Origin of the sequence: Phyllobacterium myrsinacearum (assembly GCF_002980555.1) — a bacterium.
In the GTDB taxonomy this organism is placed as follows: domain Bacteria; phylum Pseudomonadota; class Alphaproteobacteria; order Rhizobiales; family Rhizobiaceae; genus Phyllobacterium; species Phyllobacterium myrsinacearum.
Genome location: NZ_PVBT01000004.1, coordinates 37,199 through 50,627, shown reverse-complemented (window position 1 = coordinate 50,627; position 13,429 = coordinate 37,199). Strand labels below are relative to the sequence as shown.

Annotated in this window: 12 protein-coding genes; 2 read left to right on the top strand and 10 right to left on the bottom strand. The window is 55.7% G+C overall.

The window, feature by feature from the left end; genetic code table 11:
* Nucleotides 1-34: 34 nt before the first annotated feature.
* Nucleotides 35-928: a LysR substrate-binding domain-containing protein gene (locus tag C5750_RS14860; RefSeq protein WP_105734704.1), complete on the top strand. Its 894-nt coding sequence runs from the start codon at nt 35-37 to the stop codon at nt 926-928.
* A 41-nt stretch (nt 929-969) separates the two neighbouring features.
* Here the strand turns inward: C5750_RS14860 and C5750_RS14855 are convergent, their stop codons facing one another.
* Genes C5750_RS14855 through C5750_RS14840 form a run of 4 tightly spaced genes read right to left on the bottom strand, consistent with a single transcriptional unit; the run spans nt 970 to nt 5,216 of the window.
* A complete protein-coding gene (locus C5750_RS14855) occupies nt 970-1,779 on the bottom strand; it encodes an ABC transporter permease (RefSeq protein WP_105734703.1) in 810 nt (269 codons plus the stop codon).
* Between the two features lie 4 nt (nt 1,780-1,783).
* Nucleotides 1,784-3,013, bottom strand: coding sequence for an ABC transporter permease (locus C5750_RS14850; protein ID WP_105734702.1), 1,230 nt, complete (start codon nt 3,011-3,013; stop codon nt 1,784-1,786).
* A 3-nt stretch (nt 3,014-3,016) separates the two neighbouring features.
* A complete protein-coding gene (locus C5750_RS14845; RefSeq protein ID WP_245421118.1) occupies nt 3,017-4,138 on the bottom strand; it encodes an ABC transporter ATP-binding protein in 1,122 nt (373 codons plus the stop codon).
* Between the two features lie 25 nt (nt 4,139-4,163).
* On the bottom strand, nt 4,164-5,216 hold the full coding sequence (locus C5750_RS14840) for an ABC transporter substrate-binding protein (RefSeq protein ID WP_105734700.1): 1,053 nt from the start codon (nt 5,214-5,216) through the stop codon (nt 4,164-4,166).
* 383 nt (nt 5,217-5,599) lie between these two features.
* Here C5750_RS14840 and C5750_RS14830 point away from each other — a divergent pair, with 383 nt between their 5' ends.
* Complete coding sequence (locus C5750_RS14830; protein ID WP_245421117.1) at nt 5,600-7,000, top strand: O-antigen ligase family protein; 1,401 nt, start codon at nt 5,600-5,602, stop codon at nt 6,998-7,000.
* A gap of 67 nt (nt 7,001-7,067) precedes the next feature.
* Here the strand turns inward: C5750_RS14830 and C5750_RS14825 are convergent, their stop codons facing one another.
* From C5750_RS14825 to C5750_RS14800, 6 genes are all read right to left on the bottom strand, one after another.
* A complete protein-coding gene (locus C5750_RS14825; RefSeq protein WP_130502106.1) occupies nt 7,068-8,174 on the bottom strand; it encodes an acyltransferase family protein in 1,107 nt (368 codons plus the stop codon).
* Between the two features lie 142 nt (nt 8,175-8,316).
* Nucleotides 8,317-9,357: an SGNH/GDSL hydrolase family protein gene (locus C5750_RS14820; RefSeq protein ID WP_105734697.1), complete on the bottom strand. Its 1,041-nt coding sequence runs from the start codon at nt 9,355-9,357 to the stop codon at nt 8,317-8,319.
* A gap of 217 nt (nt 9,358-9,574) precedes the next feature.
* The gene (locus C5750_RS14815; protein WP_105734696.1) at nt 9,575-9,892 is read right to left on the bottom strand and encodes a hypothetical protein; all 318 of its coding nucleotides are present in this window, start codon (nt 9,890-9,892) and stop codon (nt 9,575-9,577) included.
* A gap of 285 nt (nt 9,893-10,177) precedes the next feature.
* Nucleotides 10,178-11,578 carry a chromate efflux transporter gene (gene chrA, locus C5750_RS14810; protein ID WP_105734695.1) on the bottom strand — a complete coding sequence of 467 codons (1,401 nt, stop codon included), beginning with the start codon at nt 11,576-11,578 and terminating at the stop codon, nt 10,178-10,180.
* A 1-nt stretch (nt 11,579) separates the two neighbouring features.
* Nucleotides 11,580-12,398: a chromate resistance protein ChrB domain-containing protein gene (locus tag C5750_RS14805; protein WP_105734694.1), complete on the bottom strand. Its 819-nt coding sequence runs from the start codon at nt 12,396-12,398 to the stop codon at nt 11,580-11,582.
* A 194-nt stretch (nt 12,399-12,592) separates the two neighbouring features.
* Nucleotides 12,593-13,381 (bottom strand): LytTR family transcriptional regulator DNA-binding domain-containing protein, encoded by a 789-nt coding sequence (locus tag C5750_RS14800; RefSeq protein WP_130502105.1) that lies wholly within the window; start codon nt 13,379-13,381, stop codon nt 12,593-12,595.
* Nucleotides 13,382-13,429: the final 48 nt, after the last annotated feature.

The window sequence follows — 13,429 nt, the reverse complement described above, 5'->3', positions numbered from 1 at the left end:
CGCCGTGATCTAATCGGTAAATGTGGAGTTAACCATGCGCAGCATCCCAACCGACCTTCTCCGCGCCTTCATCACCGTTATCGACTTGCGTGGCTATACGCGAGCAGGAGAAAAGCTTGGCCGCACGCAGCCAGCCATCAGCCTGCAGATGAAGCGCCTTCAAGAGCTGCTTGGGGTCTCGCTCTTTGCCAAGGAAGGCAGCGCGCAGACCACAGAACAGGGTGAACTCGTTGCCGGCTATGCGCGCCAGATCCTGGCTCTCAACGACGACATGATGCTGAAGCTCTCCAAGCGTGATAGCAAGGGCCGGCTTCGGCTCGGCATTCCCAACGACTACGCCGATCATTTCCTGCCCAAGCTGATGGCTAGCCTGGCACATGATGGCGGCGACCTGACCTTCGACGTCGTATGCGATCTGTCGCATAATTTGCTGCAAGGCTTGCGCAATGGTCTCTTTGACATTGTCGTGGCGATGACCGCGGACGGGCCTTCCGAAGGCGCATTCATGACCTGGAAGGAGACACTAGCCTGGGTTTGTGGAGCCCAGTCCCCAAAACTGGCGGAGGAGATTGCAAGACAAAGCGAACTGCGCATCGTCTGCTATCCCGAAGGATGCCTCTATCGCCGCAACATGCTGACCGCGCTGCAGCGCGATGGTCGTAATTTCGAGATCGTCTATACGAGCCCAAGTCTCGCCGGCCTCGAGGCCGCTGTGGGCGCAGACTTCGGCCTGACGGTACTGGCGCGCCGGATCATTCCCGCGAAACTCAGGATCGTCGAACCGTCGGGCCACCTGCCCCGGCTTGCCGATGTCGTGGTCGGCATCTATGTCAGTCCTGACCGCAAGCGGTCGACCGTAGCACAGAGTTTTGCTGCACGATTCGCCGATATGTTCGTCGCCGGCGAAGGTACAGCCAAGGTCGATTGAGAACCACTTTGGCACCCGCGCCGAAGAGAGATCATAACTGACTACTTCACCCGACGCCGGGTCATGAGAGCCAGTATCGTGAAGAGGATGATCGACAACGCAAGCAACAGAGTCGCGGCGGCCATGATGGTTGGATTGATCTGGTCGCGGATGCCGGAAAACATCTGCACGGGAAGCGTTCGCTGTTCTGCCGCCGTCATGAACAGCGCGACGACCACTTCATCGAACGAGATCGCAAAGGCGAAGATCGCGCCGGACACCACACCCGGCATGATGTTTGGCAACGTTACGTGAAAGAACGCCGACGACGGCGATGCGCCGAGGCTCAATGCCGCACGCGTCAGATTTGTGTCATAGGTGGAGAGCGTCGCCGTTACCGTGATGACCACGAAAGGCGTCGCCAGAGCAGTATGCGCCAGGACGAGTCCTATACGCGTGTTCGTCAGACCGAACTGGCCAAAGAAGAGATAGCTGCCGACAGCCACAATGACGATCGGTACGATCATCGGCGCGATCAGCAGGGCCATGATCAGCCGCCGGGCGGGGAAATCGGCGCGCGAGATGCCGAGTGCCGCCAACGTGCCAAGCGTGGTCGCCAGGACCGTCGTCATCACCGCGACAACCGCGCTGTTGAAGATGGCATTCATCCAGCGCGTATTGCCAAAGAAATCGGCATACCAGCGCAGGGAATACTCCCGTACGGGCAAGGTGAAGAACGGGTCCTTCGAGAAGGACAGCGGCACAATGATGAACAGCGGTGCAATCAAGAACAGAAGCACTGCAACGGCGAACGCCAATACCAGCGTGCGCATCAGGCGTTCGGATGGCGTCGTGTAAGAAGGCAGCCACATAGCGTCACCCCAGCTTGATCTTGTCCGCGCCAACGAGGCGCAGGAACAACAGGTAAATTGCAAGCGTCACAACAAGCAGGACCACGCCGAGAGCGGCCGCCAAACCCCAATTGAGATCGCGATTGATGTAAACCGAGATGAAGTTGGACACCATCTGGTCGCGTGGCCCGCCGACAAGCGCTGGCGTTATGTAGTAGCCAAGTGACAGGATGAAGGTCATCAAACATCCGGCAACGACGCCAGGCAGCGTCTGCGGCGCATAGATTCGCCAAAAGGCCGAAGATGGCGGAGCCCCGAGCGAGCGAGCCGCCCTGAGTTGCGTAGCGGGAATCGAGCGCATGACACTGTAGATCGGCAGGATGGTGAAGGGCAATTGGATGTGCGTCATTGCGATGACCGTTCCGGTGCGTGTGAAGATCAGCTGAAGCCGCTCGCTTGTCAGATGCAAGGCCGTCAGCACGTCGTTGATGATGCCATCCGACTGCAACAGCACGACCCATGCGGTGGTGCGTACCAGCAACGACGTCCACAATGGAAGCAGCACCATCAGCATCATGAAGCCGGCAATTGCCTTGGGCGCTATGGTCAGCACATAGGCGACGGGATAGCCCAGGATGAGGGTGAACAGGGTTACCAGCCCAGCGACAAACAACGTACGAGCCAGCACGTCAAGGAAGATCGCCTGGTCGCCTTGCACGCGTTTGATCGACCCGTTAGCTTGCTGGAGGTCGAGCGCGGTCAGCATATAGTAGGGAGTGAAGGAAGCACCGTTGCGCTTGATGATCTCCCAGGTTTCCCGCGAGTCCCAATCCTTGTTGAGTTCGAGGAACTTCTCCTTGTACGGACCAGTATCCAGTTTTTCGACCATCCGCGCAGCCGCCAGCACGCGGCTACGCATGCCGGAAATCTCATAGTTGAGACGCTTGCCGAGCAAGGCGGCCGTGCTTTTGTCCTTGGCGACCTTCAAGTCGTTAGCGAACGCGGCGTAGACTGGCTCGTCCAGTGTCGAAATACCATCCCAGCTTTCGAGGGCCCGCAATGTCTGCGGCAACACCTCACGTGTCTCCGGATTGCCTACCGCCGTGACAAGCAGGTAAAGGATTGGAGCTACAAAGGCGATCGCCAAGAAGACGATCAGCGGCAGGGCTAGCGAAAGCGCGGCACGCCGGGCGGGTCTCTGGGCTCTGCGCACGGCCATGAAGACATTTATGCGGTCTACTTCCACTGCGGTCATGGCTCACTCCTCCAGCAAACGGCATTCGGAAATGCTGCACTCAAAGGCGACATCCGTGCCTAATGCGAAATGCCGCGCTTGCAGCGCCGGTATGCGCGCGGTGACAAGCTGGCCGCCAAATGCCTCGATCGACAACCGCATGTGGTCGCCGAGAAAGAAGACATCGCGTGCCATGCCCGAAAAGCGGTTGAACCCGGCATGGGGCCGCTGGCCTGCCAGCGAAATATTCTCCGGTCGTATGGATATACTCATGTCTACGCCCATGCCGGACACATTGGCACCGGCTGCCTTGAGCGTCGTGCCGTCGGCCATGCGCACGACGGCCAGTCCCCCTTCCCACCCGAGCAACGTGCATGGCAGCGAGTTGTTCTCGCCGATAAAGGAGGCAACGAAGCGGTTGGCTGGCGCGTTGTACAGCGTTTCCGGATCTGAAAGCTGCTGGATGCGCCCGTCATGGAACACAGCGATACGGTCCGACATGGTCAATGCTTCGGACTGGTCATGCGTAACGTAGACCATGGTGATGCCGAGCGAGGTCTGCAGTTGCTTGATTTCGATCTGCATGCGTTCACGCAATTGCTTGTCGAGCGCGCCGAGCGGCTCGTCCATCAGCACCAATGCAGGCTCGAACACCAAAGAGCGGGCCAACGCGACCCGTTGCTGTTGGCCGCCAGAAAGCTGCGCTGGACGACGGTCGCCCAGCGCTTCGAGACTGACGCGGCCAAGGGCCTGGCGGACTTTTTCCTTGGCGGCAGCGCCCGTGATGCCACGATAGCGCAGTGGAAACGCAACATTCTCCGCCACTGTCATGTGTGGAAACAGCGCATAGTTCTGGAACACAAAGCCAATGTTGCGCTTCTCCGGCGGCAAGCGCTCGACAGGCTTGCCATCGAGCAAGATATGGCCAAGCGTAGGCTGCTCGAAACCGCCCAGCATCATCAGCGTCGTGGTCTTGCCGGAGCCGGAAGGTCCCAGCATGGTCAGGAACTCGCCGCGGAAGACGTCGAGGTTAAGATCCTTCACGACGAAGTTGATGCCATCGTAGGATTTTTTTACATCCTCAAACCGAACGAGAGCATCAACTGGCCTGTCCGTTGCAAGTGACATTCGCTGGGAAAAGTTCATCAATGCTCTCCTCCGGAAATCTTCACTACTGCGCGAGCCAGGTGGTGAACCGCTTGCGTATTTCGTCTCCGTTATCAGCCCAAAAGCCATTGTTGAGGGTCAGGGAAACCGTCAGGTTCTGTGGGCTGGTTGGCAGATTCTTCGCGTCCTGCGGCGCCACGAACTGGGCCGCCGATTTCCGGACCGGGCCGTAAGGAATATATTTGGTTATACCCGCGAGCACCTTGGGCTCAACAGCGTACTTAATAAATGCCAGAGATCCATCGGCATTCTTAGCGCCCTTGGGGATGACCCAATAATTGGAATCGAGGATCTGGTTGTCCCAGACGATCCGGAAATCTCTGCCTTCTTTGTTGGCGTTGTAGATGCGGCCATTCCACGCGGTCGTCATCGTCACCTCACCCGAAGCGAGCAACTGGGGGGCCTGGGCGCCAGCTTCCCACCACACAATGCTGTGCTTGATCGTGTCGAGTTTGGCAAAGGCCCGATCCACGCCCGCCGGTGTCGACAGCGTTTCGTAGACCTGATCAGGCGGCACGCCGTCAGCAAGCAATGCGAATTCCAGATTGGTGGCCGGATTTTTCCAGAGACCGCGCTTTCCCGGGAATTTCTTGATGTCGAACAAGTCCTTAATCGTCTTTGGGCCGTCCGGCAGTTTGGCGCCATCATAGGCAATGGCCGTCGCATAGACGATCGTGCCGACACCGCATTCCGACGTTGTGCCTTTGATCCAATCGTCCTGCGGTCCGATTTTCGCCCAGTCGATCTTTTCGAAAATCCCTTCGTCACATCCCTGCAGAAGCGTTGGCGCGTCGACATCCACGACATCGATGGTGGTGTTGCCGGATTCGATCATCGCCTTGATCTTGGCGATCTCGCCGCCGTACTCCTGCTCGTCGATCTTGGCCCCGGTCTCGGCGGTATAGGATTCGAACACCGCCTTGCGTTGCGCCTCCTGGTAAGCGCCACCAAAACTCATGACCGAAAGCGCATCTTGCGCTCGCACAGTATTCGAACAAAGCAGCGCAAGCGCCACCAGCGACAAAGTCAGTATGCGACCTGTTAAGCGATGCTTCATTTCCGCCTCTCCCCTTGATTATTATCACGGCCTCGACTTGGACTGAGTGAGCATTGGCCGGTGCAAAACGGTACTTTGACCCGGGCATGACAGCAAATAAGTACATTGCATGGCTCCATGAGAAAGCGTTATCGCATCGCTGGCGTCCAGCATCTCGAACGTTGCGGCAATGCGCTGTTTCACCCCCTGATCAGTTGCAACAATTCGTTCAACCCAAGACAAGATAACAGCGCCCATTGGACGGCCTGGGTTACCGCGGGCTCTTTTGTGCGGAACAGGTTTGAAGCTCAACTTGCCAAGCGGTTGGCTTAGTCCTACAAACGCGCATGGTCCAGTTTGGGGGGCTTTAATGTGGCTCAAAATCCATTTATCAATGATCATCATTGATAAATGGATATAAAATTGCGGCTTATCTTGTTCTCATTGCATTGACGGGTAAACCCCTTGCGCCAATGTATTTCTGGGGGGCACATCAGGCGGTATGTTTGTCTACATTTGGAAATGAGACCTACGAAAGCGTAGAGCAACCAGGAAAAACAGGCGCTTTTCTGTTCATCGCCCTATTCCTTTTCTTTTGGGTTACGACAAGCCCTTATTCTGTATCGCTGAACACGTCGAGCGCCGATCCTCTCGCAGGCAATTCCAACTTAATCAACCAGATCGTCACATTATTGCTCTCCGGCAGTCTGCTGATTGTTGGTCTTCGCAGTCCTTTGCGCTCTACCATTCTGCAACCACGCATTCTGTTGTGCCTGCTCTTCTCTTGGTATCTGATCGTGTCAGTTCTCTCCGCGCATTCAGATATCGCCGTCAAGCGCGTTGTCCTGGCCTTCATGACATGCATAAATGCAGGTGTTATTTTGCTCCTTCCGCGGTCTGATGCTCACTTTGCTAAGCTGCTTGGAGTTGGTGCGCTTATCATGCTTGTCGTTGCCTATTTCGGGGTTATCTTTATCCCGAACATTGGTATCCATCAGGCCTCGGATATACGAGAACCAATGTTGGCGGGCTTCTGGCGCGGCCAATTTATTCACAAGAATGCAGCCGCTGCGATAATGGTTGTAGGGGTGTTTTTTGGGCTGTTTGTCTACAGTTCCGGAATGCGTTTGCTTGGCATTGCTGTCGTTCTGCTGTCCGCGATATTCCTCTTCAATACCGGCGGTAAAACATCCAGCGCGGCCTTGCCCGCGATCCTGATAATTGCATGGTGGTTTGAAAAGTGGCGATGGAGCCGGATACCAATCGCTATGGGAGGGATTGTCGCAGTCAACGCCGTCACCCTTGGTTCAGTTGTCAACGAACCAATCCGTTCTTTCGTCAAATCATTAGGCGTGGACACGACGTTCACCAATAGGTCGGACATATGGGAGTTCGCAATCTCGGCCATAGCCAAGAAGCCGATCACCGGTTATGGCCTTCAGGCGTTCTGGCAAACGTCCGACCTAGTCTACAGTGGAGGGCGGCTGGAAACATGGGCAGTCAACGCAACCAGTGCTCACAATGCTTACGTGGAAACACTTCTTTCGGCGGGGGTGCCTGGGCTGGTCTTGACGCTTTTATGGCTTTGGCTTCTTCCTTTGATCGATGTTTCGAAAGCTTATGCCTCCTCGAATAACCCTGATGTTACAAGATTGTTCGTCCGAATTTGGCTCTATGCTATTTATACGGCCTGTGTGGAAAGCCTGTTTTTCCAGAGCGGTAGCCCTTTGTGGTTTGCCCTTATGTTTTCTGTATTTGGTTTGCGGCTGCAGGCCCGCGTGCAAATAGTGTCAAAGCCTGACTAGTATCACTATGCCATACGTCGCAATATTTCATGTAATGGGAAGCAACAATCAATCCATATCCATTGCGCTAACGCGCGCAAGGAGAGTTGGGCGAGACAACTTTGGTTGCAAGGGACGGTGCTGGCTTGTCGCCAAGTAAATATTTTCTGCAGGCCTTCAGCAATGGACGCTCTACAAAAAGGTAGAGAATGCAGCCGCTGAAAACCGCGGCTACGAATGCGACGAAATAGAAAACATATGAATTTATCGGGACAAGGCCTGATACTTTGGTCAGAAACTTGGCTATGAGCCCGAGAAAGGCGAGATGGGTGAGATAAATTGTGTAGGAAGCATCGCCAATCAAGCTGAGTAGGCGAAAACGGGAAGCCGGAAAGCCATCTGCCTCCCATGCTGCCGCGCCTGCAATCAGCAGACCGAACGATACAGCATAAGCGATCTGGACGTATTCGTAGGGAAGCCAGTTACTTTCAATGACGTAAGTTATGACCAAGAGCGCCAGTCCTGCTGGAAAGGCGATTTTGAGGGCTTGGTATCGCGACGTTTTCCAGAGATAGAATGCGGCCATGCCGATTATGAAATTGAAATTCAGGGGCGAGAAATATGTCGTTAACGGCGATCTAAAACCCTCATTTGGATACTGGAATACGATGCCGCCGGCAATGATCCACGCAACCATAACCAGAACGCCCAGTTTTCGATTGAATATCAGAGTGGCAAAGACAAGATAGAAGGCTGCCTCATGGATCAGTGTCCATGCCGGCGTGATGGGTAATTCAAAACTGTCGAGACGGATCAGAAAGATCGTCGAAATCCAGTTGCCGGACGTTTCCGGAAAAATTGCCGCGCTTCCAAATCCAAGTCCTACCAATGTGCAGAAAATTGCCGTGTAAAGCCAATACACCGGAAAAAGGCGGATCAAGCGTTTCATTAAATAGTCGGCGACCTGCCGCGGATGATCGATATCTCCTTGGTGGGCGAAGACGATTATGAAGCCCGACAAAACGAAGAAGAAGTCGACCCCCAGATTGCCACGATGGGTAAAGTCGAGAAGGATTGCTTTGCCGAGGTATCGGGGTTCCTGCAGCAACAAGGAAAGATGAAAGGCAACGACCGCCATCGCCGCTAACCCACGGCCCTGTTGCAATGATTTCAGCTGCATTGATTTGTTGTTCACGCTATCCCCCAGCTTGGTGCTAGCTCCTGTTTAATCGCGTGTAAGTGGTAAGTCGATCCATATTAATATTGGATGGCCCGGAGTATTCGCGCCAGGAAGGGCAAGAGTTTCGAAAGCTCCCGGCCTGTCAAGCTGGGTAAAATCATCGGATATTCCAACCGAGGTCCCTGATGATAGCTGCCTCAAGTTGCCTGGCCATCTCTATGTTTGCTTCCGTATCAGGATGCCAGTCGCAACCAATCCCACCAATGCCAGGTTCAAAGACAAGCTTGCGAAGTGACTTGTCTCCCGAATTGACCCGTGCCGATACAATTTCGGCGATTGAATCGCGCGCAATCGGAAAATCATATTGATCCAGCATGGGGCCAATGGCAGCATAAATGATCGCATCAGGGTGTGCTGCGCGAAGCTTGGTCAACAGGTACCCATAGTCTTTCTCAAAAGTTCTTGGCCGCCTTTTGTTACCAAAATCGTTCGTGCCGAGATGCACGACAATTACATCGGGCCTGCCAGCCTCTTCGGCATTAGCCAATGGGGCATCATCGAAAGGCATCGTCCGGTCCATCAGTTGTGGTAAAGTGCCATTTAACGTGCCGTCGGCATTGATACTTGCACCGCGGCCAGAGGCAGCGAGCGTTGTAATTTCCGCACCAAAACTGCGCGCCGCAATCGCAGCATAGGTAAGATACTGGTTTTCAGTATCAGGCGAAAATGCGCATGTGTGGCTTTTGCCTTCGATACCATAGCCTGCCGAGATGGAATCGCCGATGACGACAATCTGCTTTTCAGGTGTCCCTGCCCCGACAAAAGTACCATCAGTGATTGCATCGACGAACTGCGTCGGTCCCAATTGCCCCTCAGTGCGCCGTGTGAGCCTGATAGTATGCGCGCGTTGTTCAAGGTTTTCTGCCAGCACATATGTCTTGCGACCATTGGCGAGATCGAGCCGGTTCGCCTGACCATCGAGCTCGACCATAACGCTGTTATTGCCATCATCGATAAGCGTGATCTCGGCCCTCGTTCCAATAAAGCGCAGTTCAACACCGCTGCCCGGCCAAGCAAAACGCTTTGAAGCAATATCTGTTCTGCCAATCCAACGGGCGGGGCCTTTGACCGTATCGGCGGATACGGGCGAAAGAGTGAGACACGCAATCGCAATGCTGATTATCGTTCTCTTAGACATGGATACGTATCACCGCCTGACAATAGTGTGGAAATTCAGCAGCCATTATCACTCCGTCGGCGCGCACAGATCGTCAAGATCCTTTGACAATCCACGTATCACGGAAGTGATCGGATTATATGGAGAAGTACGATAACCCATCGGGCCGCTTTTCAAACGGATCAATCATATGCGCACGCTCCCTGGACAAACCTGTCATAGGTTTCAGCGGCCACCCTCACGTCTTCAATTCCGGAACCTCAAGCCTCTGCTCCCAGGAATCGCCAGCTGCAAGAATGCAGCTCCTGCCTGAAACATCTGTGATAACGATGGTCCAGGTGGCCCCATGGGGTGAAAGAAACAGCTCAAGGATTGCCTTGTCTCCAACCAGCCCGAAAGCCCTTTGAAGTTCCTGGAACTCACCCTTCAAATACTCGACAATCAGGGCATGCTTTGCACAGACGATGTCCTGTGCATTGGCAGTGGTGCCGCTCGCAGTAATCAAGATTGCCGCAAGCACGGATATAATCGTTCTGTGGATGTGAATGCGCTTCATAACGCACCTCCTGGCCGAACCCGATTCGGCAGCAGGCGCGTTGTTGCGCTCAGTATACCGGAAGGATGACAGCCCGTCGTTTCATACGCACCGTCTCGCTCCTTTCTGCGTTTCGGTCGTTGTCTGTAAAACCAGCAAACGCGCTGATTTCACTTATGAATCACGTGGGGATGCTTGATCCGAACTTCAAGCCGGAAGCTCCCGCCCGCAGCCCCATTTGTTGTAAAAGCGATGCAGCGGCACCCGGCCAGGCCCTGGCGCTCTCCACACTCAACCTCAGATATTTCACGTCACTGCGTTCCAGATGATTCCGGCACATGACGACATCAGCAGCACTGGGATCATCCCGAACTTGAAGCGGAAGATCGCAACGATGGAGGCAAGTGTCAGCAGCAGTGACGATACATGGATTGAATTTGCTACGGGAACGTCCAGCTCGATACCATATGCTTGCCAGTGGATGAGTTTGTTGAACAGCAGGTGAAGGGCAAACCAGATTGCCAGGTTCATGATCACACCAACAACTGCTGCCGTGATTGCTGACATGGCTCCCGTCAGCGCCTTGTTGTCGCGCAAGCCTTCGATGAAGGGTGCCCCAAGAAATATCCAGAGAAAGCACGGAACAAAGGTCACCCAGGTCGTCAGGACGGAAGCGAAGGTTGCAGCCATCAGTGGTGATAACGTCCCCGGGTTCCTGAATGCGCCCATGAATCCGACAAATTGCACGACCTGTATCAACGGCCCCGGCGTGGTTTCGGCCATACCAAGACCATCGAGCATTTCGCCCGGCTTGAGCCAGCCATAGTTCTGAACAGCTTCCTGTGCCACATAGGACAGCACCGCATAAGCGCCGCCGAACGTCACCATTGCCATCTTGCTGAAAAAGATACTGATCTGGCTGAACACATTGTCCGGCCCGAGGATCAATAGAAGAGCTGCCACGGGGATGAGCCAGAGGAGCAAAAAGGCGGCCGATATCTTCAACGACCAGAGAAGGTTTGGGCGCGCATGTGCCGGTGTCTCTTCGCCAAGGACAGAATCCCGGTCCGCAAGTCCGGGATCCGAACGTCCATGTCCGCCGCCCAGCTGAAACCATTGTGATCCCGCGCGGCCGCCAAAATAACCGATGATTGCAGCGGCCAGAATGATGAGCGGGAACGGCACACGGAATGCGAATATTGCCAAAAACGCCGCGACGGCAATAAGCACCATCACTTCATTCTTGAGTGCCCGCCTGCCGATCCTCGCGACCGCCTGCAACACGACGGCAAGGACAGCCGCTTTCAGGCCGAAGAACAATCCTTCGATGACACCGACATTGCCAAAGATGACATAGATGTAGCTTAGGGCAAGTATCGACAGAAAGCCCGGCAGGACAAATAGAATGCCTGCGACAAGTCCGCCTTTGGTCTTGTGCAGAAGCCATCCGATGTAGATGGCAAGTTGATGGGCTTCAGGTCCGGGTAGCAGCATGCAATAATTGAGCGCATGCAGAAACCGGCCCTCGCCGATCCATCGTTTCTCGTCAACGAGGATGCGATGCATCATCGCTATCTGCCCGGCCGGTCCGCCAAAGCTCAACGCGGCAATGCACACCCAGACGCGTACTGCTTCAGCAAAGGAAATATCGTGGTCTCTGGAGGTTGCCGAAGCAACCTCCCTTTCAGCGCCGACAATCTGGACCATCTCACGCTCCCGGCCTTCTGTTGGGCCAGTTGTGCGTTTCGTCGGTGGCATCCCGGCACCACCGGTAGAATGCGTCGTAGAGTATCATGCCGGCTTCAAGCTGCTCCAGATCGTCGGAGAAAAGGCGCGACAGACCAAGTGAAGCTGCCAGCAACCCCGGTGCTTCCGGTGCAAGATCGGGACGGGCCGTATCTGCCCCCCGCACAATGGCCGCCAGCCGAGACAGCGGCTCCGTGTTGAGCCCAAATTCTTCGATCATCACGTCGAAGGTGCAAAGCGCGCCGCGATGGCTCCAGAAGACATTCTCAATGTCAAAGGCTGCCGCGTTGAACCGGTCGGCAACCGCTTCTACTTCTGCAGGCGTGACGAACAGGAAGACCGCATCCGGATCAATAAAGCGGCGGATCAGCCAGGGGCAGGCAATCCGGTCCACCTTCGGCCGTGCCCGTGTGACCCATACCGTCCTTCCCAGAGGATTGAGAGCGGGGAGTTTTGCCAGGGGAACGGCGGGAAGCCCGGCATTGCTCCAGGCTTCATGGCCACCGACCAGATTTTCAGCGGCGACGCCATGATACCGCAACAGGGCAGCGGTGCCCTCGCTCAATTTCTTGCCCTGCTGGCAGATGATGACTGATCGTTTGCCGTGAAGCTCATTTGCCCAAACGTCAACATCCCTGTGGGATCGCCTGCGCGCGCCGGGGATCAATCGCGGATCGAGGTCAAAATCCTCATCGATCCGCACGTCAATGAGTACCGGGCAGCCGGGTGTTCCAATCAGCCGTGCCAATTTGTCATGTGCAATAGTTGTGGTCGAAGACATGTCGCGTCCTTCCGTTAAAGTCGGGTTTATTGGACGCGATACTTGGGCTGACGCCTCGTGGGGAGATCGCAATCCCCATGCATAGTAAATTGGCACGAACCGAAATTATGTCAAGCGATTGCATGCCGGTTCCCCGTTCCAGCCGCTCGCAAGGACGATGCTCAAAAGAGCGCCGTAACTCCAGCCGGAGTCCACTAGCTCGTCCAGACCTCGTTCAAAAGCTTCCGGCCCGAACGGCTGACCGGCAGCACCGTATCGTCATTGAGGCGGACGCCGCGCAGGCGGCCTCGCATCGACGCCTTTTCAGCGAACTGGCACGACACCCAATGCGAGCGATGGATACGCACGCCAGCCTCCTTGCCGAGTGCTGCAATCGCGGCCGCGAGATTCATCAGGATCAGGGCATCGCCACGGTCGGTCCGTACTCTCACGTAATGGTCCTCGGCGCTGAGGGCGAGGATGGCAGCGTTGCGGATCCCGAGCGGAAGCTTCGCGCGCAACGCTTGGCCGGAATTCGAACGCGGCTGACGCTGCGCCTCGCATGCGGCACTCCGTGTGCGGGATTGCCGGAGCAATATCCAGACGAGGCTTCCGATCGCGAGGTTGGACACCAGCACCTGAGTGGTCAGCTCGGAATAGGTGACGTGCGAAAGCGCGCGCGGCGCCGATAAGCCCAAGGCTTCGAGAACGATCCAGCCGCCAGCCGGAGCTGTGATGACGCCAATGGCGAGCATCGCCCAAAACGGCAATGTGCCGCCGAACCAAAATCGCTGAACGATTTCGCAGAGCGCAAAGACGATCGCGTAGATGGCAATGGCAACCCCGACGAAATGCAACAAGCGGAGCGCAAGCGTCATGCTGACATAGGTGCCGAACGCACCCGTTACGGCGAGCGCCATCGCGACGACGAGCGGGAGCAAGAGGGCTGCGGGACGGTGCCACTGAAGGGGCGCACCCGCCGAGAGGATGCCGGGAATGGTCACTGGCGAATAAACCCTACCGTTCGCGAAAACGGGCTCGACCTGCTCGGT

Bases quoted from the DNA above. Each gene is read 5' to 3' on its own strand.
- C5750_RS14855 (WP_105734703.1), bottom strand. From the start codon at position 1,779: ATGTGGCTGCCTTCTTACACGACGCCATCCGAACGCCTGATGCGCACG.
- C5750_RS14850 (WP_105734702.1), bottom strand. From the start codon at position 3,013: ATGACCGCAGTGGAAGTAGACCGCATAAATGTCTTCATGGCCGTGCGC.
- C5750_RS14805 (WP_105734694.1), bottom strand. From the start codon at position 12,398: ATGTCTTCGACCACAACTATTGCACATGACAAATTGGCACGGCTGATT.
- C5750_RS14820 (WP_105734697.1), bottom strand. From the start codon at position 9,357: ATGTCTAAGAGAACGATAATCAGCATTGCGATTGCGTGTCTCACTCTT.
- C5750_RS14845 (WP_245421118.1), bottom strand. From the start codon at position 4,138: ATGAACTTTTCCCAGCGAATGTCACTTGCAACGGACAGGCCAGTTGAT.
- C5750_RS14815 (WP_105734696.1), bottom strand. From the start codon at position 9,892: ATGAAGCGCATTCACATCCACAGAACGATTATATCCGTGCTTGCGGCA.
- C5750_RS14860 (WP_105734704.1), top strand. From the start codon at position 35: ATGCGCAGCATCCCAACCGACCTTCTCCGCGCCTTCATCACCGTTATC.
- chrA (WP_105734695.1), bottom strand. From the start codon at position 11,578: ATGGTCCAGATTGTCGGCGCTGAAAGGGAGGTTGCTTCGGCAACCTCC.
- C5750_RS14840 (WP_105734700.1), bottom strand. From the start codon at position 5,216: ATGAAGCATCGCTTAACAGGTCGCATACTGACTTTGTCGCTGGTGGCG.